This window comes from Burkholderia sp. MSMB1835 (assembly GCF_001526365.1).
Lineage (GTDB): Bacteria > Pseudomonadota > Gammaproteobacteria > Burkholderiales > Burkholderiaceae > Burkholderia.
Genome location: NZ_LOYP01000025.1, coordinates 86,245 through 112,335, shown reverse-complemented (window position 1 = coordinate 112,335; position 26,091 = coordinate 86,245). Strand labels below are relative to the sequence as shown.

The 26,091-nt window shown below is 67.0% G+C and carries 23 protein-coding genes; 14 read left to right on the top strand and 9 right to left on the bottom strand.

Translation table 11 applies throughout. From position 1 onward, the window contains the following. The first annotated feature begins 79 nt into the window (after window positions 1-79). From mfd to WS96_RS11110, 6 genes are all read left to right on the top strand, one after another. Window positions 80-3,550, top strand: a complete 3,471-nt coding sequence (gene mfd / locus WS96_RS11135) for a transcription-repair coupling factor (RefSeq protein WP_059832518.1) — start codon at window positions 80-82, stop codon at window positions 3,548-3,550. A 104-nt stretch (window positions 3,551-3,654) separates the two neighbouring features. Then, on the top strand, window positions 3,655-4,875 hold the full coding sequence (gene argE, locus WS96_RS11130; RefSeq protein ID WP_059832516.1) for an acetylornithine deacetylase: 1,221 nt from the start codon (window positions 3,655-3,657) through the stop codon (window positions 4,873-4,875). A gap of 60 nt (window positions 4,876-4,935) precedes the next feature. After that, complete coding sequence (locus tag WS96_RS11125; RefSeq protein WP_034207565.1) at window positions 4,936-5,955, top strand: threonine/serine dehydratase; 1,020 nt, start codon at window positions 4,936-4,938, stop codon at window positions 5,953-5,955. A 145-nt stretch (window positions 5,956-6,100) separates the two neighbouring features. Next, complete coding sequence (locus WS96_RS11120) at window positions 6,101-6,535, top strand: DUF3574 domain-containing protein (RefSeq protein ID WP_059832514.1); 435 nt, start codon at window positions 6,101-6,103, stop codon at window positions 6,533-6,535. A 333-nt stretch (window positions 6,536-6,868) separates the two neighbouring features. After that, window positions 6,869-7,201: a hypothetical protein gene (locus WS96_RS11115; RefSeq protein WP_059832512.1), complete on the top strand. Its 333-nt coding sequence runs from the start codon at window positions 6,869-6,871 to the stop codon at window positions 7,199-7,201. Window positions 7,202-7,275: 74 nt separating this feature from the next. Next, the gene (locus WS96_RS11110; RefSeq protein WP_059832510.1) at window positions 7,276-7,653 is read left to right on the top strand and encodes a hypothetical protein; all 378 of its coding nucleotides are present in this window, start codon (window positions 7,276-7,278) and stop codon (window positions 7,651-7,653) included. Window positions 7,654-7,883: 230 nt separating this feature from the next. Here the strand turns inward: WS96_RS11110 and WS96_RS11105 are convergent, their stop codons facing one another. After that, a complete protein-coding gene (locus tag WS96_RS11105) occupies window positions 7,884-10,403 on the bottom strand; it encodes a penicillin-binding protein 1A (protein ID WP_059832684.1) in 2,520 nt (839 codons plus the stop codon). 443 nt (window positions 10,404-10,846) lie between these two features. On the opposite strand from WS96_RS11105, the gene WS96_RS11100 reads away from it, so the two are divergent. The 4 genes from WS96_RS11100 (at window position 10,847) to WS96_RS11085 (ending at window position 14,248) form a co-directional block, all read left to right on the top strand. Further along, entirely contained in the window at window positions 10,847-11,527 is a 681-nt protein-coding gene (locus WS96_RS11100; RefSeq protein WP_034207567.1) for a PspA/IM30 family protein, read from the top strand. Between the two features lie 89 nt (window positions 11,528-11,616). Beyond that, on the top strand, window positions 11,617-12,801 hold the full coding sequence (locus WS96_RS11095; protein ID WP_059832508.1) for a tetratricopeptide repeat protein: 1,185 nt from the start codon (window positions 11,617-11,619) through the stop codon (window positions 12,799-12,801). Between the two features lie 235 nt (window positions 12,802-13,036). After that, complete coding sequence (gene mscL, locus WS96_RS11090) at window positions 13,037-13,468, top strand: large conductance mechanosensitive channel protein MscL (protein WP_034207569.1); 432 nt, start codon at window positions 13,037-13,039, stop codon at window positions 13,466-13,468. 333 nt (window positions 13,469-13,801) lie between these two features. Next, a complete protein-coding gene (locus WS96_RS11085; protein WP_179949053.1) occupies window positions 13,802-14,248 on the top strand; it encodes a hypothetical protein in 447 nt (148 codons plus the stop codon). 66 nt (window positions 14,249-14,314) lie between these two features. Here WS96_RS11085 and WS96_RS11080 read toward each other — a convergent pair whose 3' ends face one another. Further along, window positions 14,315-15,208, bottom strand: a complete 894-nt coding sequence (locus WS96_RS11080; protein ID WP_059832507.1) for an NAD(P)-dependent oxidoreductase — start codon at window positions 15,206-15,208, stop codon at window positions 14,315-14,317. A 169-nt stretch (window positions 15,209-15,377) separates the two neighbouring features. Here WS96_RS11080 and WS96_RS11075 point away from each other — a divergent pair, with 169 nt between their 5' ends. Both WS96_RS11075 and WS96_RS11070 read left to right on the top strand, forming a co-directional pair. Beyond that, on the top strand, window positions 15,378-15,587 hold the full coding sequence (locus WS96_RS11075) for a dodecin (protein WP_006493215.1): 210 nt from the start codon (window positions 15,378-15,380) through the stop codon (window positions 15,585-15,587). 203 nt (window positions 15,588-15,790) lie between these two features. Further along, the gene (locus WS96_RS11070; RefSeq protein WP_006762467.1) at window positions 15,791-16,720 is read left to right on the top strand and encodes a LysR substrate-binding domain-containing protein; all 930 of its coding nucleotides are present in this window, start codon (window positions 15,791-15,793) and stop codon (window positions 16,718-16,720) included. 138 nt (window positions 16,721-16,858) lie between these two features. Here WS96_RS11070 and WS96_RS11065 read toward each other — a convergent pair whose 3' ends face one another. Beyond that, complete coding sequence (locus tag WS96_RS11065; RefSeq protein ID WP_059832505.1) at window positions 16,859-18,271, bottom strand: 8-oxoguanine deaminase; 1,413 nt, start codon at window positions 18,269-18,271, stop codon at window positions 16,859-16,861. Window positions 18,272-18,802: 531 nt separating this feature from the next. Here WS96_RS11065 and uraH point away from each other — a divergent pair. Both uraH and WS96_RS11055 read left to right on the top strand, forming a co-directional pair. Next, a complete protein-coding gene (gene uraH, locus WS96_RS11060) occupies window positions 18,803-19,156 on the top strand; it encodes a hydroxyisourate hydrolase (RefSeq protein ID WP_027784716.1) in 354 nt (117 codons plus the stop codon). Between the two features lie 53 nt (window positions 19,157-19,209). Next, a complete protein-coding gene (locus WS96_RS11055) occupies window positions 19,210-20,403 on the top strand; it encodes a urate hydroxylase PuuD (protein ID WP_034207573.1) in 1,194 nt (397 codons plus the stop codon). 99 nt (window positions 20,404-20,502) lie between these two features. On the opposite strand, the gene WS96_RS11050 is transcribed toward WS96_RS11055, so the two are convergent. The 6 genes from WS96_RS11050 to WS96_RS11025 all read right to left on the bottom strand — a co-directional run bounded on the left by WS96_RS11050 (window position 20,503) and on the right by WS96_RS11025 (window position 26,089). After that, window positions 20,503-21,867 (bottom strand): hypothetical protein, encoded by a 1,365-nt coding sequence (locus tag WS96_RS11050; protein ID WP_059832503.1) that lies wholly within the window; start codon window positions 21,865-21,867, stop codon window positions 20,503-20,505. Window positions 21,868-22,068: 201 nt separating this feature from the next. Then, the gene (locus tag WS96_RS11045) at window positions 22,069-22,581 is read right to left on the bottom strand and encodes an ureidoglycolate lyase (RefSeq protein ID WP_059505958.1); all 513 of its coding nucleotides are present in this window, start codon (window positions 22,579-22,581) and stop codon (window positions 22,069-22,071) included. Beyond that, on the bottom strand, window positions 22,578-23,591 hold the full coding sequence (gene alc, locus WS96_RS11040) for an allantoicase (protein ID WP_034207575.1): 1,014 nt from the start codon (window positions 23,589-23,591) through the stop codon (window positions 22,578-22,580). The genes WS96_RS11045 and alc overlap by 4 nt, the downstream gene beginning before the upstream one ends. A 73-nt stretch (window positions 23,592-23,664) precedes the next feature. After that, on the bottom strand, window positions 23,665-24,186 hold the full coding sequence (gene uraD, locus WS96_RS11035) for a 2-oxo-4-hydroxy-4-carboxy-5-ureidoimidazoline decarboxylase (RefSeq protein ID WP_034207576.1): 522 nt from the start codon (window positions 24,184-24,186) through the stop codon (window positions 23,665-23,667). Then, a complete protein-coding gene (puuE, locus tag WS96_RS11030; protein WP_034207577.1) occupies window positions 24,183-25,136 on the bottom strand; it encodes an allantoinase PuuE in 954 nt (317 codons plus the stop codon). Before puuE ends, uraD begins: the two co-directional genes overlap by 4 nt. A 161-nt stretch (window positions 25,137-25,297) precedes the next feature. Beyond that, complete coding sequence (locus WS96_RS11025; protein WP_059832501.1) at window positions 25,298-26,089, bottom strand: aspartate/glutamate racemase family protein; 792 nt, start codon at window positions 26,087-26,089, stop codon at window positions 25,298-25,300. Between the last annotated feature and the right edge of the window lie 2 nt (window positions 26,090-26,091).

The following is a 26,091-nucleotide window of genomic DNA, read 5'->3' as shown; positions in this document are numbered from 1 at the left end:
AGAAGCGGATTTTATAATAGGTCTTTCGTCTCGACCGGCGCACCGCGCTGCGCCCGTGCACGCCACCCCTGTCGTCCCTATGCCAGATAACGCTTCCACCCCGTCCGCTTCACCCGTTGCCCGCGTCAAGCCCGGCCAGCGTTTCGCCTTCGACGGCGCGCACGGCTCCGCCGACGCGCTCGCCATCGCCCGTTATCTCGCCGACAACCGTCCGGACGTGCCGCTGCTCGCGGTGATCTGCGCGAACGCGGTCGACGCGCAGCGGCTGTCGCAGGAAATCCCCTACTTCTCGCCCGATGCGCGCGTGCGCCTGCTGCCCGACTGGGAAACGCTGCCGTACGACACCTTCTCGCCGCACCAGGATCTCGTGTCCGAGCGGCTCGCGACGCTGCACGACCTCGGCGAGGGCCGCTGCGACATCCTGCTCGTGCCCGCCACGACTGCGCTGTACCGGATGCCGCCCGCGTCGTTCATGGCCGCGTACACCTTCGCGTTCGCGCAGGGCGAGCGGCTCGACGAGGCAAAGCTGAAGGCACAGCTCACGCTGGCCGGCTACGAGCACGTGAGCCAGGTCGTGCGCCCCGGCGAATACTGCGTGCGCGGCTCGCTGATCGACCTGTACCCGATGGGCTCGCCGCTGCCGTACCGGATCGACCTGTTCGACGACCAGGTCGATTCGATCCGCGCGTTCGATCCCGACACGCAGCGCAGCCTCTACCCGGTGCGCGACGTGCGCCTGCTGCCCGGCCGCGAGTTCCCGTTCGACGAAGCCGCGCGCACGGCCTTCCGCAGCCGCTGGCGCGAAACCTTCGAAGGCGACCCGAGCCGCGCGCCGATCTACAAGGACATCGGCAACGGCGTGCCGTCGGCCGGCATCGAGTATTACCTGCCGCTGTTCTTCGACGAGACGGCCACGCTGTTCCACTATCTGCCGCAGGACGCGCATCTCGTGTTCGCCGGCGATCTCGACGCATCGATCCGCCGCTTCACGGCCGATACGAAGCAGCGTCACGCGTTCCTCGCGCACGATCGCGAGCGGCCGATCCTCGAGCCGCAGCGGCTGTTCCTGTCCGACGAGGATTTCTTCGCGTTCGCGAAGCCGTTCGCGCGCGTCGTGCTGCCCGCGCAGCCGGCCGGCGGCTGGGCGACCGCGCTGCCCGAGCTCACTGTCGACCGCCATGCCGACGATCCGCTCGCCGCGCTGCGCACGTTCGTCGAATCGTCGGGCAAGCGCGTGCTGCTGACGGTCGAATCGGCCGGCCGCCGCGAGACGATCCTGCAACTGCTCGCCGAGCATCACCTGCGGCCCGCGTCGAACGACCACTTCGCGGGCTGGCTCGCGAGCGACGAACGCTTCGCGCTCGGCGTCGCGCCGCTCGCGACCGGCTTCGCGGTGCCGGGCGAAGGCTATGCGATCGTCACCGAGACCGAGCTGTACGGCGCGCTCGGCCGCCGCGCGGGCCGCCGCCGGCAGGAACAGGCGAGCAACGTCGACGCGATGGTCCGCGACCTGTCGGAGCTGAAGGTCGGCGACCCGGTCGTCCACGCGCAGCACGGCATCGGCCGCTACATGGGCCTCGTGTCGATGGATCTCGGCGAAGGCGAGACCGAATTCCTGCATCTCGAATACTCGGGCGACAGCAAGCTCTACGTGCCCGTCGCGCAACTGCACGTGATCTCGCGCTACAGCGGCGCCGATCCCGACAGCGCGCCGCTGCACGCGCTCGGCTCCGGCCAGTGGGAGCGCGCGAAACGCAAGGCCGCGCAGCAGATCCGCGATACGGCCGCCGAGCTGCTGAACCTGTACGCGCGCCGCGCGGCCCGCGAAGGCCACGCGTTCTCGCTCGATCCGCGCGACTACGTGAAATTCGCGGAAAGCTTCGGCTTCGAGGAAACCCCCGACCAGGCCGCGGCGATCGCGGCCGTGATCGGCGACATGACGAGCGGCAAGCCGATGGATCGCCTCGTGTGCGGCGACGTCGGCTTCGGCAAGACCGAGGTCGCGCTGCGTGCGGCGTTCATCGCGGTGCTGGGCGGCAAGCAGGTCGCGCTGCTGTCGCCGACCACGCTGCTCGCCGAGCAGCACACGCAGACCTTCGCCGACCGCTTCGCGGACTGGCCGGTGCGCATCGTCGAGCTGTCGCGCTTCAAGACCGCGAAGGAAGTGAACGCGGCGATCGCGCAGATCAACGAAGGCAGCGTCGACATCGTGATCGGCACGCACAAGCTGCTGTCGTCGGACGTGCAGTTCAAGCGCCTCGGCCTCGTGATCATCGACGAGGAACACCGCTTCGGCGTGCGCCAGAAGGAAGCGCTGAAGGCGCTGCGCGCGGAAGTCGACGTGCTGACGCTCACCGCGACGCCGATTCCGCGCACGCTCGGGATGGCGCTCGAAGGGCTGCGCGATTTCTCGGTGATCGCGACCGCGCCGCAGAAGCGGCTCGCGATCAAGACTTTCGTGCGGCGCGAGGAAGAAAGCGTGATCCGCGAGGCGATGCTGCGCGAGCTGAAGCGCGGCGGCCAGGTGTACTTCCTGCACAACGAAGTCGAGACGATCGAGAACCGCAAGGCGATGCTCGAGGCGCTCGTGCCCGAAGCGCGCATCGTGATCGCGCACGGCCAGATGCACGAACGCGAACTCGAACGCGTGATGCGCGACTTCGTCGCGCAGCGCGCGAACGTGCTGCTGTGCACGACCATCATCGAGACCGGCATCGACGTGCCGAGCGCGAACACGATCATCATGCACCGCGCGGACAAGTTCGGCCTCGCGCAGCTTCACCAGTTGCGCGGCCGCGTCGGCCGCTCGCACCACCAGGCGTATGCATATCTGCTGGTCCACGATCCGCAGTCGCTGACCAAGCAGGCGCAGCGCCGGCTGGAAGCGATCCAGCAGATGGAGGAGCTGGGCTCGGGCTTCTATCTCGCGATGCACGACCTCGAGATCCGCGGCACCGGCGAAGTGCTCGGCGACAAGCAGTCGGGCGAAATCCACGAGATCGGCTTCCAGCTGTATACGGACATGCTGAACGACGCGGTGAAGGCGCTGAAGAACGGCAAGGAGCCCGACCTCACCGCCCCGCTCGCCGCGACGACCGAAATCAACCTGCATGCGCCCGCGATCCTGCCGGCCGACTACTGCGCGGACGTACAGGAGCGGCTGTCGCTGTACAAGCGGCTCGCGAACTGCGAGCACGGCGACGCGATCGACGGCATCCAGGAGGAACTGATCGACCGCTTCGGCAAGCTGCCGCCGCAGGCGCACGCGCTCGTCGAGACGCACCGGCTGCGGATCGCCGCGAAGCCGCTCGGCATCGTGAAGATCGACGCGAGCGAGGCCGCGATCGGTCTGCAGTTCGAGCCGAACCCGCCGATCGACCCGATGCGGATCATCGAGATGGTGCAGAAGCATCGCCACATCAAGCTCGCGGGGCAGGACAAGCTGCGCATCGAGACGCGCTCGCCCGACCTCGCGATCCGCGTGTCGACGATCAAGGAAACGCTGCGCGCGCTCGGCCCGAAGCAGGGGGCGGCCGTCGCGGCGCGTTGACGCGATCCTGACGGGCGCGACGTTGCTGCACCGCATCGCGCCCGACGAAGGCGGGCCGGCGCGTTTTTGAGTATGATTTCCCATTCATCAGACGGAGTTTTGCCATGTCCACTCTCGACGCGACCGCACCGTCCGCCGCAACCGAAGGCGACGCATCGCTCGTCAGCCTGCCCTGGGTCAAGCAGCTCGTGTCGATGGACACGACGAGCCGCGTGCCGAACCTCGGCCTGATCGAAACGGTACGCGACGCGCTCGCCGCGAAGGGCATCGCGTCGACGATCACGCACGATCCGCGCGAAGGCTGGGCGAACCTGTTTGCCACCGTGCCCGCGCACGACGGCTCGACCAACGGCGGCATCGTGCTGTCGGGCCACACCGACGTCGTGCCGGTCGACGGCCAGCAGTGGGACAGCAACCCGTTCGCGCCGGAAATCCGCGACGGCCGCCTGTACGGCCGCGGCACCTGCGACATGAAAGGCTTCATCGGCGCGGCGCTCGCGCTGCTGCCCGAGATGCAGGCGACGAAGCTCGCGAAGCCGATCCATTTCGCGCTGTCCTACGACGAGGAAATCGGCTGTGCGGGCGCGCCGCTGATGATCGCCGATCTGGTGAAGCGCGGCGTGCAGCCGTCCGGCTGCATCGTCGGCGAGCCGACCAGCATGCGGCCGATCATCGCGCACAAGGGCATCAACGCATACCGCTGCTGCGTGCGCGGCCATGCCGCGCATTCGTCGCTGACGCCGAAGGGGCTCAACGCGATCGAGTATGCGGCGCGCCTCATCTGCCACATCCGCGACATCGCCGAGCGCTTTCGCACCGAAGGCCCGTTCGACGAACTGTACGACGTGCCGTTCACCACCGCGCAGACGAGCACGATCCAGGGCGGCAACGCGATCAACACGGTGCCGGCCGAATGCCGCTTCGACTTCGAATTCCGCAACCTGCCGACGCTCGACCCCGAGCAGATCTTCACGCGCATCGAAGCGTATGCGCAGGAAACGCTGTTGCCGCAGATGCTTCGCGAACATCCGAACGCCGCGATCGAGTTCTCGAAGATCGCCGCGGCGCCCGGCCTCGACGCGACCGAACAGGCCGCGATCACGCAGCTCGTGCGCGCGCTGACGGCCGACCAGGACAAGCGCAAGGTCGCGTACGGCACCGAGGCCGGCCTGTTCGAACGCGCGGGCATCCCGAGCGTCGTGTGCGGGCCCGGCAACATCGAGCAGGCGCATAAGCCGAACGAATATGTCGAGCTCGCGCAGCTCGCCGGCTGCGAGCAGTTCCTGCGCAAGTTCATCCGCAGCATGTCGGTCGACGCGCACTGACTGCCTCCCGCCACGCCGGCCCGCGTGCGCGGGCCGGTCCACTCCGCCCCCCGCCACGTCATGTCGACTGAACAGCAAGGCACCGCCCATACGACGATCGACGGCGAGCCGATTCCGACGCTCGACGAAATCGCCGCGCAGCATTTCGCGTTGTCGCCGTGGGTCGCGCGCACGCCCGTGTTCGAGCGCGCCGACCTGCCGTCCCTCGAAGGCACGCACGTCAACTTCAAGTTCGAGCTGCTGCAGGCGAGCGGCAGCTTCAAGGCGCGCGGCGCGTTCACGCACCTGCTCGCGCTCGACGAAGGCCGCAAGAACGCCGGCGTCACCTGCGTGTCGGCCGGCAATCATGCGGCGGCCGTCGCGTATGCGGCGATGCGGCTCGGCAGCAGCGCGAAGGTCGTGATGTTCCATACCGCGAGCCCGACGCGCATCGCGCAATGCAAGCAGTACCGCGCGGAAGTCGTGCTGACGGGCAGCGCGTCGCAGGCGTTCGATCTCGTGCGGCGCATCGAGGCCGAGGAAGGCCGCTTCTTCATTCATCCGTTCAACGGCTATCACACGATCCTCGGCACCGCGACGCTCGGCTACGAATGGGCGACGCAGACGCCGGACCTCGACGCGGTGATCGTGCCGATCGGCGGCGGCGGCCTCGCGGCCGGCATGGCGACCGCGCTGCGACTCGCGAATCCGCGCGTGCGCGTGTACGGCGTCGAGCCGGAAGGCGCCGATGCGATGAGCCGCAGCTTCGCGGCCAATCACACGATCAAGATGAGCGCGATGCAGACGATTGCCGATTCGCTGATGGCGCCGCATACCGAGGAATACAGCTACCAGTTGTGCCGGCGCCACCTCGAGCGCATCGTCACCGTATCCGACGACGCGCTGCGCGCCGCGATGCTGTTCCTGTTCTCGCACCTGAAACTGTCGGTCGAGCCGGCCTGCGCGGCCGCCCTCGCCGCGCTGCTCGGCCCGCTGCGCGAAACGCTGCAGGGCAAGCGCGTCGGCGTGCTGCTGTCGGGCACGAATACCGATCCCGCCACGCTCGGCATGCATCTCGCGCACGCGCAACTGCAGCACTGATCGCGCCGCGCGCCTGCGCAGGCCAACCGAGGGTTATCCCCAGATTATGTTGACAGCCCTGTTGATAACCCGCCGGACACACACGCAAGTGGTTGAGCGTGCAGCGTTTTGCGCGCGCGAAGGTCGATCGTCACGAAATGGGCAGATGCGGCGGCTGGCCGCATGCGCGGCGGCGCTCGCGGCGCTCGCCGGTTGCGCGGCGCCGCCCTCGTTCACCTCCAGCGCACCACCCGCGTCCTGCACGCCACCCGGCGAAAGCCGCATGCTGCAGGCCGACCTGCTGTTCGGGCGCGACATCGCGGGGCGCAGCCCCGTCACCGATGCCGAACGCGCGGCGTTCCTCGCCGACACGGTCACGCCGCGCTTCCCCGACGGCCTCACCTACTGGGACACGCACGGCCAATGGCGCGATCGCGCGACCGGCGGGGTCACGCGCGAAGATAGCTTCGTCATCCGTATCATCGCCGACGATACGCCCGACACGCGCACGCGGCTCGCCGCGATCCGGCAAGCGTACGTCCGGCGATTTCACCAGCAATCGGTCGGCATGACCGTCGTGCCGACCTGCGCGTCGTTCTGATTACGCGCTTCCAGTGTCGAAAATGCGTGCGGACTGCTCAAGTGCAGCCTGTTACGCGGGAAGCAACGGCGGCGTTGTCCCACACGTCCCACACCATCAGACAGCGCGGTTCGGTGGATGTCGTGCATGCGCCGGAACACATCCGGACATTGCTCAAACTCCAGAGCGAATCGACATGGCCAAAGAACAGTATTGCCGATGGAAAAGGTATCCCATTTCTGAGATAGATCGGTAAATTTGACGAAAACGCAAATGAGATGCATTATCATTTGCACCACTTCTACTTCGAGGCGGCCCCAGACGTCTATCAACTTACAATTGGAGTCCTAAATAATGAAAGTATTGAGTGACCAGGACGTGGCGAAAGTATCGGGGGTCGGCCTTGCCGGGACCGTGGCCGGTGGTATAGCGGGAACCGTGGCCGGGCAATATCTCGGTGCGGAAGTCGGAGCCGGAATCGGCGCGGCGGCAGGATCCATCGTTCCTGGAGTCGGTACGGTGGGCGGAGCGATTATCGGTGGCGCAATCGGCATGTTGTACGGCCCAACTGTCGGTGGATTGACCGGCGCCTACGTACTCGATCGCATTCAAGAGCACGGATGGTCGTACTTCTTCCCTCATGGCGTTTCATTTGAGCGGCTGTGGGAGGCGACCAGCAGCCTGTAGTTGAAAGAGCCGGTTTCCGGAAACTTTCAGCGAAATTTCATCGTAATAGTTCGAATCGTTATTGCCAATCTCTCATGTTGATCCCCGTCAGGCGCTTCCTCGAAGTGACCATCGCGCGTTTGTTCGCTGTGCAACTGGTGAGCATCGTTGCATTTCTGGTGCTTGCTCAAAATCGAGCCGCAGAATATCTCGTGCTCTGTGCGACTTGTTTTGCCGGGGCATTCATTGTCGGGCGCCTGACCCGCATCAGCGGGCGATCCGGTTACGATCGATTGCCCTACTATCCCCGCTGGCTTTCATTGCAGGCCGTCATCCTCAATCTTGGGCTATCGCTGATTGCGTTGGCCGCCGGTCGGAATGGATGGATATGCGCCGTCACGCTTCCCTGCACACTCGGCCTCGTTTGCAGCGACTATCTTTACTTGCGGCGACAAGGCAGGACGAAGCGCTAACGGCGCGTGTGAGCATCGAACTATCGGCGATGTGGATCATCCCAAGGTTCACCGGCAAGGCTGGAAGAATAACGAGCGAAAAGGAAAAACAGCGCATAGCGGCGAGCCTCGGCAAGCTTGGTCGGCAGAACACGGATCCGTCACTGCGACTTCATTATTGTCCGCCACGCGCCCCAAAAAAACCGGGCGCCCGAAGGCGCCCGTCGCATGGGTGAAGAACAACGTACCGCTCACTTGTTCTCGAACATGTCCATGATCTGCTGCTTCTCCTGCGGCGTGACGGGCGGCGGCGCCAGCCCGGCCGCGCCGGCCGAACCGAGTGCGTCGTTCGCGCTGATCGCGTTCTCGGCCGGGTTGATGTCGACGTTCGCGACGAAGCCGTTACCCGGCGTGCGATCGGCGTAGTACAGTTCGCCGTCGATCGTGGTCAGCCCGTCCGGCATCGGCATCTGCTGCTCGGGCACGCCGTTCAGCGCGGTGCGCATGTAGTTCACCCAGATCGGCAACGCGAGCTGCGCGCCGAATTCGCGGCTACCGAGGCTCTTCGGCTGGTCGAAGCCCATCCACGCGACCGCGACGAGCGACTGCTGATAGCCGGCGAACCAGCCGTCCTTCGCGTCGTTCGTGGTACCCGTCTTGCCCTGCAGGTCGTTGCGGCCCAGTGCATTGGTGCCCGCGCCCGTGCCGGCCGTCGCGACCGAATGCAGCAGGCTGTTCATCACGTACGCGTTGCGGCCTTCGATCGTGCGCGGCGCCGTGCCGCCCGCGACCACCGGCTGCGACTTCTGCAACGGCTGGCCGCGCGCGTCGTCGACTTCGGCGATCAGATACGGATCGACCTTGTAACCGCCGTTCGCGAACACCGCATAGCCGGTCGCGAGCTGCAGCGGCGTCACGAGGCCCGCGCCGAGCGCCATCGGCAGGTAAGGCGGCGTCTTCGCCGGATCGAAGCCGAAGCGCTGCGTCACGTACTGCTGCGCATACTGCGTGCCGATCGACGCGAGGATCCGGATCGATACCAGGTTCTTCGAACGCTGCAGGCCGGTGCGCATCGTCATCGGGCCGTCGGGCTGGTCGTCGTCCTTCGGCTCCCATGCAGTGCCGCCCGGCACGCTCGGCGGGAAGTACAGCGGCGCGTCGTTGATCATCGTCGCCGGCCCGAGCCCCTTGTCGAGCGATGCCGAATAGATGAACGGCTTGAACGACGAGCCCGGCTGCCGCCATGCCTGCGTCACGTGGTTGAACTTGCTCTTGTTGAAGTCGAAGCCGCCGACGAGCGAGCGGATCGCGCCGTCCTGCGGCGCGATCGCGACGAGCGCACCTTCGACCTGCGGCAACTGCACGACCTGCCAGCCCGTCTTGCCGTCCTTCAGCACGCGCACGACCGAGCCCGGCTTGATGCGCAGCGTGTTGTTCGCGCGGGCCCCGAGCGCGGCCGCTACGAAGCGCAGCCCGGCCGGGCCGATCGTCGTGGTCGCCCCGCCGACGAACTGCACCTCGACCGCGTTCGGCGAGGCGGACAGCACGACCGCCGACTGCAAGTCGCCGTTGTCCGGGTGATCGGCGAGCGCGTCGTCGATCGCCTCGTCGCGCTCGTCGCCGGCCGGCGGCAGGTTGATCAACGCTTCGGGGCCGCGATAGCCGTGACGGCGCTCGTAGTCGAGAATGCCGCGACGCACGGCCTGATACGCGGCCTCCTGGTCGGCCGAGTTGATCGTCGTCGTGACGGTCAGCCCGCGCGTGTAGGTTTCGTCCTTGTATTGCTCGTACATCATCTGCCGCACCATCTCGGCGACGTACTCGCCGTGCACCGCGTACTGGTTGCCCGGCGTGCGCACGTGGATCTCTTCCTTGATCGCTTCGTCGTACTGCGGTTGCGTGATATAGCCGATGTCGAGCATGCGCTTCAGGATGTATTCCTGACGCACCTTCGCGCGCTTCGGATTGACGACCGGGTTGTACGCGGACGGCGCCTTCGGCAGCCCCGCGAGCATCGCCGCTTCCGCGAGCGTGATGTCCTTCAGGTCCTTGCCGAAGTACACGCGCGCCGCGGCCGCGAAGCCGTACGAACGCTGGCCGAGATAGATCTGGTTCATGTACAGCTCGAGAATCTGGTCCTTCGTCAGGGCCTTCTCGATCTTGTACGCGAGCAGCATCTCGTAGATCTTGCGCGTGTAGGTCTTCTCGCTCGACAGGAAGAAGTTGCGCGCGACCTGCATCGTGATCGTGCTCGCGCCCTGGCGCGCGCCGCCGTGCATCAGGTCGGCCACGCCCGCGCGCAGGATGCCGAGGAAGTCGACGCCGCCGTGCTCGTAGAAGCGGTAGTCCTCGATCGCGAGCACGGCCTTCTTCATCACGTCGGGAATGTCCTGGAAGCGCACGAGGCTGCGGCGCTCCTCGCCGAACTCGCCGATCAGCACGTGATCGGCGGTGAACACGCGCAGCGGCACCTTCGGCTGGTAGTTGGTCAGCGCATCGAGCGACGGCAGTTGCGGCGCCATCACGACCAGCGCGTAGCCGACGATCAGCGCGCCGACGACCGCCAGTGTCGCGAACAGGCCGACGAACCACAGCGCGACGCGCGAGCCGAACGTGCGGCGGCGCCCTCCGTCACCTCCGCTGCGCGGCTGCGCACGGCGGCCGTCGTCGCGATCGTCGTCGGGGTAATAGGCTCCGGACGGCGAACGGCGCAGCGTGTAGTGGGGTTCGTTCCTGTCGGAAGAAGAAGGCGGTCGTTTGATAATTGGCATGTCGGAATGGCGGGCGTACATCGCGCCCTCGGACGCATGCGGAAATGCAAGCGGATGAATCAGAGTGGGTGCATCGAGATGCGGCTGTCACGTCGACAGACCCCGCCGCGCGGCGATCCGTTCCCGCGACGTGACAGCGCATTTTAATGAAATCGACCGGGAGCCTTCGCGATTTTTTGTAAAAATTCCCGCAATGCCGTGATTTCCGGAACGTATTGTCGGCATCCTCGGCCTATGATGGACACGCGATACGGCACGCGCGGGCGATTTTCTTTCAGTGGCGAAAGGTTTGGCATCCTGATGCGCGAGCCGCTTGAACTCGCGCGTTTAAGCCGTATTTAAGTGAACCGGTGGTGTAATATCCGCCGGCTCACGCGGGCCGGAACCGGCTCGCGGCGGGCACTGCCGCGGTCACGCGGCGCCTTTCAACCACGGAGGATTTCATGTCGCTTTTCGACTCTATTTCGCGCACGATCAAAGGCCTGCTGAACGACGCGGCCGATTCGGTACAGGATCCGTCGCGCGACGCACGGCAAATCGTGCGGGAGCTCGACGACAGCATCGGCCGTGCCGAGAATTCGCTGATCGAGATCGAGGCACAGGTCGCGACCCAACGCAGCAAGCGCGATGCGGCCGACGACAAGGTGAAGAAGTACGAGGACGGCGCGAAGCGCGCGCTGCAGGGCGGCGACGAAGCGCTCGCCCGCGAGGCGCTCGCCGCGCAGGCGAACGCGGAAGCCGAGCGCGATGCGCTCGCGGCCGAGCTGACGACGCTCGAGCCGTCGGTCGAGAAGCTGAAGGGGCAGATCGCCGACATGCGTCAGCGCCGCAACGACCTGAATGCGCGCTCGAACATCCTGCAGGCCAAGCAGGAAATCGCGCAGGCGAAGGACGTGGCCGCCAGCGCGCTGGGCGGCATCGGCGGCAAGAACCTGTCCGAGGACTTCCAGAAGCTCGAGGACAAGGTCGCGCTGCAGAACGCACGCTCGGACGCGCGTCTGAATTCGGCCGACACGTCGAGCGGCAAGGCGCTCGACGACAAGCTCGCCGCGTTGAACAAGGGCCCGTCGGTCGAGGATCGCCTCGCCGCGCTGAAGAAGCAGCTCGATACGCCCGCGCAGTAACCGCCGCGCGGGCCACCGCGCCGCGCCCCGGCCCGGGTGCGCGGCGCGCACCGATCGTCAGGAGACGGGCGCCTGCGCCCGGTTCGACCATGAAGAAATCCCTCGCCGCACTCGGCCTCTCGCTGATGTTGCTGTCGTCCGCCGCGTTTGCGGTCCCGTCGTTGCAGCAGGTCGAGCAATCGATCGCGCAGCGCGACTGGCAACGCGCCGACACGCAGCTGTCGCAAGTCATCGACGCCCATCCGAACAACGCGCACGCGCGCTACCTGTATGCGCAGGTGCTGGACCGCGAAGGTCGCGCGTCCGACGCGCTCGCGCAACTGCAACGCGCGAAATCGCTCGATCCGCAACTGCGCTTCACCGACGCGTCGCGTTTCGCGCAGACGGAGTCGCGCATTCGCGCCGACGCCGCGCGCGTGAGCGGCAACACGCCGTCGGCCACGCAAGCCGGCACGCTGCAGCCGGGGCTCGCCCCCGCCGTCGCGCCGGCCGACAAGCACGGCCCGTCGACCGGCATGTGGATCGGCCTCGGGCTGATCGTCGCCGTGATCGCGCTGGTGCTGCGCTGGACGCTGCGGCGCGCACGCACGGCCGACGACGGCCGCGTCGACGACGAACGCCGCACGCAGCTCAAGCGCGCGACCGACGTGCTGAACGACATCCGGCCGCTGAAGCTCGATGCGAAACTGTCGACGGCGCCCGGCGCCGCGGCGCTGACCGGCGAACTCGAAGCGATCGAGAACGACGCGCGCACGCTCGTCGAGACGCTGTCGAACGGCAAGAATCCGGTGCCGCCGTATCGCGTCGACGAACTCGAACAGCGTCACGCCAGCGTGAAGGCGCGCGTCGAAGGCCGCCCCGACCCGGCCGCGCAGCCCGCGGCGCCGGCGAACGGCAGCGGCTCCGTGTACGCGCAGGAAGCCGACCGCATGACGGGCGCGCAGGGCCAGCCGTATCAGCAACAGCCCTACCCGCCGCAGCAACCGTATCCGCAACAGCAGCCGCCCGTCGTGATCCAGCAAGGCGGCGGGTTCGGCGGCGGAATGGGCGGGCTGCTGACCGGCGTGCTGCTCGGCGAAGCGATGTCCGGCGGCCGCGATCGCGTGGTCGAGCGCGACGTGATCGTCGACGGCGAGCATCGCCGGCACGAAGCCGACCCGGGCTTCGATCTCGGCCGCGGCGACGATTCGAACTGGAGCGACGGCAGCGGCGGTGGCGGCGGCGGGATGGACCTCGGCAGCAACGACGACGGCTGGACCGACGACAACACCTGAGCACGCGCGCACCGGGCGTCGACGTGCGTGTCGACACCCGGCACGCACGCCAGGCCCGCTGCATGACCGGCCGCGCCGACGCGCGGATTTGTCAATCATTTCAAGATGGACTACCGGCAATGGGGCACGTTCGCTATCATGCGGCCATCGGCGTGCCACCGACCCTCATTCGACGCAAAGCAATCCAGCGCGTCGCGGCACGCCTCCCTCGCCCCCAACCAGGAGAAAGCCGCTCATGAGCATCATCAAGGAATTCAAGGAGTTCGCCGTCAAGGGCAACGTGATGGATCTCGCCGTCGGCGTGATCATCGGCGGCGCGTTCTCGAAGATCGTCGACTCGGTCGTGAAGGACCTCATCATGCCGGTCATCGGCGTGCTGACCGGCGGCCTGGATTTCTCGAACAAGTTCGTTCTGCTCGGCACCATCCCGCCGTCGTTCAAGGGTAATCCCGATTCGTTCAAGGATCTGCAGGCCGCGGGCGTCGCCGCATTCGGCTACGGCTCGTTCATTACCGTGGCGATCAATTTCGTGATCCTTGCGTTCATCATTTTCCTGATGGTGAAATTCATCAACAAGCTGCGCAAGCCGGAAGAAGCCGCACCGGCCGCGACGCCGGAAGACACCGTGCTGCTGCGCGAGATCCGCGATTCGCTCAAGCAGCGCTGATCGCCACGCGCTCCGCCCGCCAGGCCCGCCTCGTGCGGGCCTTTTTATTGCGCGCACGATGCACCGCCGCATGCGGCCTATCTCATTTTTTTGTGACGCGCGAATGCACGCGCGGGAAAAGCAGGTCTATGATGGAGACTAAACGACAGTACGGGCGCCAAGACGCTGGCTGTGTCGATCATGGCGAGCAGGTCGACGGGAGACATTGATCGTCGTACTGCACGAATGCAGCATTTTCGTGTGCTATAAAGGATCGACATGCGGCGTACATAGCCGGGAGTGGGTCGCATGAAAGTGCCGCATTTCTTGCAATTGTTTTTGAGGCGAGTGTTTATGTCCTTCCCGAAAAAACGTCGGCGTGTGCAACAGGATGGCCAGGAGTCATTCCTCGCGGTCTTGCGCCACTCGAAACCGTTTGCCCAGCTCGACACCAAGATTGCCCGCGCCCGCGCGCAGGACGAACCCGTCCTCTACGCGCACGTGCTGCCCGGCCTCGACGTGCTCCTGTGCAGCGTACGCGGCGCGCAGCCGCCCTATCCGGCCATCGCCGAGCTGCGCAAGCGCTGCATCGAGTCGATCGCCAACGCGCTCGAGCAGCCGCTCGACGGCCTCGAGAACGGCGGATACTGGTACGAAGCGAACGGCTTCGGCTTCCTCGTCTTCGCGAGCCGTGCGCGTGCGCGCATCCTGCCCGAGTTTGGTGCAGGCACGAAAGCCAGCCTGCGCGGCGGCCTCGGCCGCCAGAACGCGGGCGACACGACACCCCGCTCGCTCGGCTGATCCGCCAGTCATTCGATGGGCCGCCTCCGGGCGGCCCATCTGCCATTCACGCGCCCCGCTTGCCGCTCACGACGCCTGCCGACGGCCGGGGTTCGGTCGCACGATGTCGATGAACGCGGCGAAATCGGCGCCGGCAAGCCCCTGCGCGGCGCCGAGCCTCAGCACCTGCTGCACGGTGGCCGACACGGGCATCACCGCGCCCGTGTCGCGCGCGGCGTCCGCGATGGCATCGACATCCTTCTGAAACGTACTCAGCGCGCCGATCGGCGGATGGCCGCCCGACGTCATGCGCGGCACGAACGTCTGCAGCAGCACCGAATCGGCCCAGCCGCCGGCCAGCGCCTCGGCCAGACGCGCGGCGTCGATGCCGCTCGCCTGCGCCAGGCCGACCGCCTCGGCAATCGCGGTGACCGTCGCGGTGACGATCGCCTGGTTGCACAGCTTCGCCGTCTGGCCGGCGCCGGCGTCGCCCATGTGCGTGATGCGCGACGCATACGTATCGATCAGCGGGCGCACCGCGTCGAGATCGGCCGCGCGGCCGCCGGCCATCACCGCGAGCGTGCCGGCCTGCGCGCCCGGCACGCCGCCGGACACCGGCGCATCGACCCAGCCGACCCCGAGTGCCGCCGCGCGCGCCGCGTAGTCGCGCGTGGCGGCCGGCGGAATGCTCGAATGATCGACGATGCGCTGCAGGCGGCGCGCGCGCGCGTCACCGGAAAGCAGCCCGTGCTCGCCGAACACGACGTCGCCGACCGCCCGGCCGTCGAGCACGCACACGAATACCGTCTCGACACGCTCGGCCAGCTCGCGCGGCGTGCCGACCACCTGCGCACCGTCCTTCACCAGCGCGTCGGCCTTGTCGCGCGAGCGATTCCACACGCCGACGCGATGCCCGGCCGCCAGCAGATGCCGAATCATCGGCGCGCCCATCAATCCCGGTCCGCAAAATCCGACTTCCACGATGTTCCTCGTCTCCGATATGGGTTGCACTTGCCGCCCATCATACCTATCACTCAAAGAAGCCGGGCACGCACGGGACCGTAGCGGACCCGTAGCGGATCCGTAGCGGATCCGCTTCGGGACCGCGCCTTGCACCGGCCCACCATACGAACGTCCCAGGGAGCGCATGATGAGCGACCACGTGTACAAGATGATCGAGCTGACCGGTTCGTCGCGGCAATCGAGCGACGACGCGATCCGCAACGCGATCTCGAAAGCCGGCAAGACGTTGCACAACCTGCACTGGTTCCAGGTGACCGAAACGCGCGGCCACATCGAAGGCGACCAGGTCGTGCACTGGCAGGTCACGCTGAAGGTCGGCATGCGCATCGACGACTGACGCACCCGCCGCCTCCCCTCGCGCCACGCGCCGGATCCGCGCGGCGCCGCGCGCCCCGCCTTCGCCCCGTTCAGGTCCCTCGTCGCGGCCTGACCGGCGGGCATCCGCGGGTATCCATCTCTTGACGCTGATTTTCGTTCATATTAAAAACGATATACCTGACCACCCCCTCGATCAGCCCAGCCATATAAACCGGAGATAACATGAGTCAGCAACGCGAGGCGATCGACACGTACCTCTTGCGCGTCTTGCACACCTTGTTGATGGAGCGCAGCGTCACGCGCGCGGCCGTCAAACTGAACCAGTCGCAACCGGCGATCAGCGCCGCGCTGCGGCGCCTGCGCGACATCACCGGCGATCCGCTGCTGGTGCGCGGCAAATCCGGCATGGTGCCGACCGAATACGGGCTGCGCCTGCTCGAGCCCGTGCAGAACGCGCTGCGTGAAATCGAGCGCATCAAGTTCCAGCAGCACAATTTCGACCCGGCCACGTCGATCCGCTGCTACCGGATCGGCTGCCCCGACTACCTGAACGTGCTGTTCGTGCCGACGGTCGTCGAACGCTTCCGTCAGGCCGCGCCGAACGCGACGCTCGAGTTCCACTCGCTCGGCCCCGCGTTCGACTACGAGCTCGCGCTGGAAGACGGCAAGCTCGACATCGTCGTCGGCAACTGGCCCGAGCCGCCCGAGCAACTGCACCTGTCGAACCTGTTCGTCGACGAAATCGTCTGCCTGATGAGCAACACGCACCCGTTCGCCAAGCGCGGCGGGCTCACGCTCGACCAGTACCTGAACGCACCGCATCTCGCGCCGACGCCGTATTCGGTCGGCCAGCGCGGCGCGATCGACGTGCATCTCGCGCGCGAGCGGCTCAAGCGTCATGTGGTCGTCACGCTGCCGTACTTCAACCTCGCGCCTTACGTGCTCGTGAAGTCGGACCTGATCTTCACGACCACGCGGCTGTTCGCCGATCACTACGCGAAGTTCCTGCCGCTGTCGGTCGTGCCCGCACCGCTCGACTTCCCGCCGATGCAGTACTACCAGCTGTGGCACGAGCGCTGCCATTACTCCGACGAAGTGCGCTGGCTGCGCAGCCTCGTCGCCGAAGCCACCCGCACGCTGATCGAGGCGTAGTCGCATACGGCGCGCGGTGCGCGCCGGTCGCGCCGGCCGCACCGTTACGCGGCGGGCCGGTGCGCAGCGCGGCGGGTCACGGCCGCAACGGCCGCGCGGCCGCCGCGGCGCGTGCGGCGCCACCGCCCCGCCGACGCGTCAACGCGACGCTTCCACCAGCGCGTGCGCGAGCGCGTTGTGACGCTCGATCACGGGCGGCAGATCGAGCGTCGCGAGCCGCCCTTCCCGCACCACCACCTTGCCGTTCACCACCGTGTACGCCGTCTGCGACGGCGCACAGAACACGAGCGCCGCGACCGGATCGTGCAGCGCGCCCGCGAACAGCGGCTGACGCAGGTCGAACGCGGCGAAGTCCGCGGCCATGCCGGGTTTCAGTGCGCCGACGTCGTCGCGGTTCAACACCTTCGCGCCGCCGAGCGTCGCGATCTCGAGCGCTTCGCGCGCGGTCATCGCGTCGGGGCCGAAGCCGACCCGCTGCAGCAGCAGCGCCTGGCGCACTTCCGCCACCATCTGCGCGCCGTCGTTCGACGCGGAACCGTCGACGCCGAGGCCGACCGGCACGCCCGCGAGCCGCATCTTCTTCACCGGCGCGATGCCGGACGCCAGCCGCATGTTCGAACACGGGCAGTGCGCGACGCCCGTGCCGGTACGCGCGAACAGGCCGATGCCCGCCTCGTCGAGCTGCACGCAGTGCGCATGCCACACGTCGTGGCCGACCCAGCCGAGATCTTCCGCATATTCGGCGGGCGTCATCCCGAACTTCTCGCGGCTGTACGCGATATCGTTGACGTTTTCCGCGAGGTGCGTGTGCAGCGACACGCCGTACTCGCGCGCGAGCACGGCCGCGTCGCGCATCAGCTCGCGGCTCACCGAGAACGGCGAGCACGGCGCGACCACCACGCGCAGCATCGCGTAGCGGCCTTCGTCGTGATAGGTCTCGATCAGGCGCTGCGCGTCGCGCAGGATGTCGGGTTCGCGCTCGACGACCGAATCGGGCGGCAGTCCGCCGTCGCGCTGGCCGACGCTCATCGCGCCGCGGCTCGCGTGAAAGCGCATGCCGATCCGCTGCGCGGCGCCGATGCTGTCGTCGAGCCGGCTGCCGTTCGGGTAGATGTACAGATGGTCGCTCGACGTCGTGCAGCCCGACTGCAGCAGCTCGGCCATCGCGGTGAGCGTCGACACCTCGATCATCTCGGGCGTCAGGTGCGCCCAGATCCGGTACAGGTTCGTGAGCCAGCCGAACAGTTCGGCGTTCTGCGCGGCCGGCACCGCGCGCGTGAGGCTCTGGTACATGTGGTGGTGCGTATTCACGAGCCCCGGGATCACGAGGTGGCCGCGCAGGTCGAGCACTTCGTCGGCGGTGTCGGGCAGCTCGGCGGTCGGGCCGACCGCGACGATCCGATTGTCTTCGATGTAGAGCCCCGCGTCGCGCAGCTCGCGGCGCGTGTCGTCCATGGTCACGAGCACGTCGGCGTGCTTGACCAGCAGGGTCGTCGGGCGGGATGAAGAGGAGTTCGGCGCGCGTGCGCCGGCGTGCTGCTCGAGATTCATGCGTTCTCCGCGTCGGTCTGCCTCCAGGGGCTGTCCTGGAGGCGGTCACACAGCCGTTCGAACGCTGAATCGCGGCACGCCCCGGTGCCTGCGTCCGTTCGAACGCCCTGGCCCGGTTACCCGGCGTGCTCGCCGTCTTCGGGGTACGCGCCGGCCACGGGCCGACGCGCACGGCGGGAGGATCGCCCAAGCGCGCGCCGCGCACAATGCGCGATCCGGAATACCGCCCCTCAGGGATTCGGTATGGTACGCCGCCCGACGCCCCGCCGCGCGCGCCGAGGGGTACCCCGGCGGGTCCGCGAAATCCGCGCTCGAAGCCGTTCCGGCGTGCCGTCGACAGCCGCTCATGCGCGGCGCATTATCTTTGATATCGCGCCCGTATTTGCGCGGGGAACCTTTTTACAATGCCTGCACGGCGCTCGCTTCAATCTCGCCGACGGGTATGTAGCCACGTGACGTGGAGCCTCGATCCGCCGCACGGTCAATGGATCGAGTCGCCGCCGAACCTCGCATTCACACAAGGAACAACGAATGGGAAAGCTCACTACCCACGTACTCGATACGGCGCACGGTCGCCCCGGCGCCGCCATCAAGGTGGACCTCTACGCGCTGGACGGCGATTCGCGCCGCGCGATCAAGACCGTGCTGACCAATAGCGACGGCCGCTGCGACGAACCGCTGCTCGAAGGCGCCGCGCTCGCCGCCGGCGAATACGAACTCGTGTTCCATGCCGGCGACTACTTCGCGGCGCTCGGCGTGAAGGTGCCCGAACCCCGCTTCGTCGACCGCGTCGTCCTGCGCTTCGGCATCGCCGACACCGGCTCGCACTACCACGTGCCGCTGCTCGTGTCGCCGTGGTCGTACAGCACCTATCGCGGCAGCTGACAGACGAATCAGCGCCTGCATCAAGACAAACGATCTGAGTCTGGAGGAGTTTCATGGAAGGCTTCATCACCGACTGGCTGAACCTCGCGCTGCGATGGCTGCACGTCATCGTCGCGATCGCGTGGATCGGCGAGTCGTTCTATTTCGTCGCGCTCGACAACAGCCTGAAACCGCCGACCGACCCGAACCAGCGCAAGCGCGGCGTGTTCGGCGAGCTGTGGCACGTCCACGGCGGCGGTTTCTACAACATGCAGAAGTACACGGTCGCCCCGCCTGAAATGCCCGACGACCTGCACTGGTCGAAGTGGCCGTCGTACACGACGTGGCTGTCGGGCTTCACGCTGTTCTTCGTGCTGTACCTGCTCGCACCGAACACGTATCTGATCGACAAGAACGTGCTCGACATGGGCCCGGTGGTCGCCGTGGCCTCCGCCCTCGGCTTTCTGGCCGCCGGCTGGATCGTCTACGACTCGCTGTGCCGCATCCTCGGCACCAACGATCGCGTGCTCGGCATCTGCGTCGGCCTGTACGTCGTGATCGCCGCGTACCTCGCGTGCCACATCTTCTCGGGCCGTGCCGCCTACCTGATCGTCGGCGCGATGCTCGCGACGATCATGTCGGCGAACGTGTTCTTCGTGATCATCCCGGGCCAGCGCAAGATGGTCGACAAGATGCTCAAGGGCGAGGAACCGAACCCGATCTACGGCAAGCGCGGCAAGCAGCGTTCGGTGCACAACACGTACTTCACGCTGCCGGTCGTGTTCGCGATGCTGTCGAATCACTATGCGATGACGTACACGAACAAGTTCAACTGGGTCGTGCTCGTACTGATCATGCTGGCCGGCGCGCTGATTCGCCAGTTCTTCGTGATGCGTCACCGCGGCAAGCAGCTGTGGTACCTGCCGATCGGCGGCGTCGCGCTGCTGTCGGGCGCGCTGGTGTGGACGATGCCGAAGCCGGTCGCCCCGGAAGCGCAAGCGGCCAACGCACCGAAGATCGTGATCAACGACATCATGCCGATCCTGCAGCAGCGTTGCGTCGAGTGCCACTCGTCGAAGCCGACGCTGATGGGCAGCGCGCCCGCGGGCGTGATGTTCGACACGCCGGACGAAGTGTCGAAGAACGCGCAGCGTATCTACGAACAAGCCGTGCGCCTGAAGGCGATGCCGATCGGCAACGTCACGCACATGACCGACGACGAGCGGACGAAGCTCGCCGCGTGGTTCGAGGGCGGCGCTGCGAAGTAAGCACCCGGTTCGACCGCGCCTGAACGACTGGCCCGCTTCGGCGGGCCTGTTTTCTTGTATGCCGCGGGACCGCTCGACGGCGACGTCGAGCCGCACCGGTCAGCCGGCCGAATAGCGCGGCGCGTAGCTCGCCTTGCGCGCGGCAAGCTGCGTCGCCCGCTCCGCCGGCGTGACGTAGCGCGTCGTCGCCGGCAGCACCGAGCGCAGGTCGGCCAGCTTCACGAGCGTCGCATGCGCGGCAGGCGCCGCGCCGGCCGACGTCGCGGGTAACCCTTGCCAGCGCAGATTCAGAAAGCCTTCGTGGATGCCCACCGTATCCACCCAGTTGTAGACGCCCGGATCGCTCGGCGATACGACGAACGTGAGCGTACCGTCCGGATTCGCGACCGCCTGGTTGTTGTTCAGCGACTGCGTGTGGTTCACGTAGTCGGTCGTGATCAGCCAGCGACCATATGCGGGCGCGATGAAGTATTTCGCGCCGCCAAGGCTGACCGTCACCACCAACGCTTCGTCGTCGGCGATCCGGAACGCGCTGTAGGTGGCCGCCTGCGTCGACAGCCGCCCGGCCGAGCCGCCCAGCGATACGGCCGGAATCGTATTGACCGGCTGCGCGTTCGCGAGCGCGTTGTAGCTGGCGAACGTGCTGCCGCCGTTGCCGACCTGCGCGGCCAGCGCGGCGATCATCTCGGCCTTGGTCGGCGCCGCCGCCGACGAAGCGCCGGACACGCGCTCGACCGACAGATCGTCGAATTGCTGCACGCCCCATTCGGCGACGGTATCGCGAATGAAGAACGATGCGGCGACTGCCGGCAACACGACGTGATTGCCGGTACCGTCTCCCGCGCTGGAATCCGCGGTAATCGTGAAGCTGCCGTCCGCACCGACCCGCAGTTGATCGCCGGTCAGGTTCGACAGCGTCGCGTGACGGCTGTCCCACAAGCTGACGTTGCTGTCGACCGGGCCGTCGCGATGCACGTTACCGCGAATCACGTAACGCGCCGTCGGGTCGACCGGAAAGCTGCGATAAATCGTGTCCGGATTGTCGAACGTCGTGCGCGAGCCCGGCACGTCGATGCCGAACCACGTATGCGGTGCGGCGAGTCCGGAGATCACTTTCGGCGCGTTCGGATCACGGTTCGTGATCGCGAGCGCGCTCGACATCGCCGATTCGTCGACGGCCGTCTGCAGATAGGCGAGCGACTCGTCCGGCACGCCGCCCACCGCCTGGGCCGCGGCCAGCCATTGCGCCTTCAGCGCAGCCTTCGCCTGCACGACCGCGGGCGCGGCCACCAGTTCGAGCGCGAGTTTCTCCGCCGCGATCTGATCGGGCGTGGCCAGCGGGTTCGCGCTACGGGCCGTGCTCGTGCCGGAACTGGCGACGATGCCGCCGTCGCTGCCGCCGCATGCGGCGAGCGCCAGCACGGCCGCCGCCACTGCCGCGGCGATCGGGAGTCTTCCGTTCATATCGGGATGTTCGTGGGAGGAGGTTCGAGGATTCGGAACGCATCGGCCCGCCGGGCCGACAAAGCGGTCAAGATACCGGGCTCCCGTGCCGCGACGAACCAACGATATGGAATATGCAAAGTCCTCGCGCGACAACCGTGCAGCGAAATGAAAAAAGCCCGCGCATCGTGCGCGGGCTTCCCGGGTAACGCCGCCGTCGGTTCAGGCCGTCACCGCATCCAGTGCATCCTCGGTGAGCCACAGCGACTCCTGCAGATCCTGCTCGTTCAGGTTCAGCCCGTCGCCGCCGCGATCGACGACGATGAAGTCGCTCACGCCGCCCAACGCGATCAGCGGGTGATGCCACACGCCCTTCGCGTAGTTGACGCCCTGCCAGCCGCTCGTCACGAATGCGCGGATCTTCGCCGGATCGAGCTCGCCCGCGGGCGCGACGACGACGAGATACGGCTGGTCGTTCAGCGGCACGAACGCCTGGCTGCCGAGCGGATGGCGCTCGAGCATCTTCACCTCGAACGGCAGCGTGCGCGGCTGGCCGCGGAACAGGTTGACGAGCGTGCGGCCGCCTTCATCGGTCACGTCGACTTTCGCGAGATCGTGAAAGCGGATCGTCGTGCCGAGGTTGATCGGGATCTGCTTGGCCCCTTCCGTTTCGATCACGTCGCCGAACGGCGCGAATGCTTCCTTGGTCAGCGGTTCGATGGCAAGCGTCTTCATTTGTCGAGCGTCCCCCACAGCCGCAGGCGCGACACGCCGCCGTCCGGAATGATGTTCAGCCGCACGTGCGTGACGGGGCCGAGCGACGCGACGTCGTGTTCGAAGTAGTGCTGCTTGTCCATCTGCAGCTTCTGTTCGCCCAGCAGCACCGGCCAGAACATCGATTGCGTGATCAACGAGCTGTCCGTGCCGCCCGACACGTAGGCGGCCTGGATCGAGCAGCGATCCGGGTAGTTGCCCTTGAAGAACGCGGTATCGACTTCGATCTTGCGGATCACGCCCGGGTGCGCGAGAGCGATGATCGCCCAGTCGTTGCCCGGTTCGCGGCGGCGGCGGGTTTCCCAGCCGTCGCCCATGTTCACGCCGCGGCCCGGCAGCAGCAGATTCGACGCGACGCCGAAGTGCTGGTTGTTCGCCGCCACCACGTAACCGCCGTTTTCCATCGCCGCGAGGTCGAACTGCTCGGTCGCGCTCGCGCCGGCCCAGTCGAGCTGCGGCTGGCCGTACACGCGCAGGCGCGCGATGCCGCCGTCCGGGTAGATGTTCACGCGCAGGTGCGTGAACGCGCGCGCGTCGCTCGCTTCGACGTAGTGATGGCTGTTGCCTTGCAGCGTGGTCGACGCGACGATCTCGACCCACTCGGTCGCCTGCGTCGGCGCACCGTCGGCCACGAACGCGGCCTCGATCGACGCAGCCGGCGGGAAGTTGCCGGTGAAGTGGCTCGTGTCGATGTCGAAGCCCTTGATCACGCCGGGGCGCGCGAGCTTGACGATGCACCAGTCGTAGCCGGTCGTGCGCTTGCGGCGCGTCTCCCAGCCGTCCATCCACTTGCCGTGGTCGTCGTACTTGCCGGGGATGAAGACGGCCGGCTCGGGGTTCAGCATCCGGTCCTTCGGCGCGAAGAAATCGTCGCTGGCCTCGAGCGCCTGCGCACCGAGACGCGGGTCGGCAAGATTCACGTAGCGCCGCGTGAAATCGGGTGCGTTCGGATCGAGAAGCGGAACAGCCATGATGTTTCCTTGTTTCAGTGAGGCGATCGGGCCGCTGCGACGCAGCAGGCCGTTGCGGTGTCGGGCGGCGGTGTCAGGCGTCGATCAGGTCGTCGAGGCGAAAGCGCGCGATCCGGTAGATCTGGTCGAGGCTCGCGCGCAGCTCCTCGGCGCGCGAATGATTCACGCGCGACTCGAAGTTCGCGATGATGCCGTGGCGGTCGTAGCCGCGCACCGCGAGGATGAACGGGAAGCCGAACTTCTCGCGATACGTGCGGTTCAGCGTCAGCAGCTTGTCGAATTCTTCCTGCGTGCACTGGTCGAGGCCCGCGCCGCTTTGCTCGCGGGTCGACTCGGCCGTCAGTTCGCCGCGCACGGCGGCCTTGCCGGCCAGCTCCGGGTGGGCGTTGATCAGCGCGAGCTGGCGCGCTTCGCCGCTGGTTTCCACCGCGTCCGACATCGTCTTGTGCAGCGCGTCGATGCTCGCGAACGGCCGCTCGCCCGCGGCGACCTCGGCCACCCACGGCGAATGTTCGAAAATCCCCGACAACGCCGCGACGAATGCGCTCGGCGCCATCGTGTTCAGTTGTTCCAACGTGTAGCGCATCGCCTTCATGCTTTCCCTTCGTTTCGATGATTGGGCTGATACGGATGATGTTCACGCCAGTGACGCGCGATATCGACACGGCGCGTCACCCATACGCGATCGTGCTTCTCGATGTGATCGAGGAAACGCTGCAGCCCGCGGAACCGGCCCGGCCGGCCGAGCAGCCGGCAGTGCATGCCGATCGACAGCATCTTCGGCGCCTCGTCGCCCTCCGCGTACAGCACGTCGAATGCGTCGCGCAGGTAGTGGAAGAAGTGATCGCCGGTGTTGAAGCCCTGCGGCGTCGCGAAACGCATGTCGTTCGTGTCGAGCGTGTACGGCACGATCAGTTGCGGCGACGTGCGCCCGCCCGATACCTCGACGTCCATCCAGAACGGCAGGTCGTCGCCGTAGTTGTCGGAGTCGTACAGGAAGCCGCCGTATTCGGCGACCAGGCGGTGCGTGTTCGGGCTGTCGCGGCCGGTATACCAGCCGAGCGGGCGCTCGCCCGTCACGCGCTCGATCGCTTCCATCCCGAGGCGCATGTGTTCGGCTTCGAGTTCCGGCGTCATGCTCTGGTAGTGAATCCAGCGCCAGCCGTGGCACGCGATCTCGTGGCCGAGTTCGACGAACGCACGCGCAAGCTCCGGATGACGCTCGATCGCCATGCCGACGCCGAATACCGTCAGCGGCAGCCCGCGCTTCTCGAATTCGCGCAGGATGCGCCACACGCCGGCCCGCGACCCGTACTCGTAGATCGACTCCATGCTCATGTGGCGGTCCGGATACGCGGCCGCGCCGACGATTTCGGACAGGAACTGCTCGGAGCCCGGATCGCCGTGCAGCACGCAGTTCTCGCCGCCCTCCTCGTAATTCAGCACGAATTGCACGGCGACGCGGGCGCGCCCCGGCCAGTTCGCCTGAACGGGATGGCGGCCGTAGCCGATCAGATCGCGAGGATAGTTGGGATCGAGTGACATGGTTCGAAAGGCAACGAAAGCGGGCCGAGTGAGCAGGCTGAAATATAGGGTTCGCATCGACTGCGCGGCGCTCGGAGGCGGGCCGCACCAGCCGATGCGACGACGGCCCAGTGTAGCGAAAACGTTCATACGCGCCCATACAGCGGCGCAGATAGTGCATGTCAGACGGTGTGTATGTGCGGGTGCGGCAAATCCGCGACCGGTTCCGCCACCTCCCCGTCCGGCGGGCTGAAGCGGGCGAACGCACCGTCGTAGCGCTTCGGCAGCGGCCGCGCGTAGTCGCCGCGCTTCGCGGTCGCGAGGCGCAACGCGACGAGCGCCTCGGCCCACTTGACGGCCGTCGTGACGCCCTCGACCACCGGCGCACCGATCTGCTGCTCGATCTCGTGCGCGAATTCGGCCATCCCCGCGCAGCCGAGCACGATCGCGTCGGCCCCGTCCTCGTCGAGCGCGCGCCGGCATTCATCGACGATGATCCGGCGCGCGGCCGAGCCGGGCCGGTCGAGTTCGAGCACCGCGACGTCGGTCGCGCGCACGTTGCGGCAGAACCGCTTCATCCCGTAGCGCTCCGCGAGGTGCCACGCCATCCCGCAGGTGCGCGCGAGCGTCGTGACGACCGAGAAGCCCGGCGCGAGCACGCTCGCCGCATGCATCGCGGCCTCGGCGATGCCGATCACCGGCCCGCGCGCGAGCTCGCGCGCCGCATACAGGCCCGGATCGCCGAAACACGCGATCACGTATGCGTCGCAGCCGTCGCGCTCGCCCTGCGCGATCTCGGCGAGCAGCCCCGGCGTCGCGAGCGCCTCGTCGTAATACCCTTCGATCGACGGCGGCCCCATCGGCGGGCTCACGGCCACGATCTCCGTGCCGGCGGCCGCGACCTCGCGCGCGCAGCGGCCCATCGCGTCGGTCATCCGCTGCGTCGTATTCGGATTGATCAGTCGGATCTTCATCG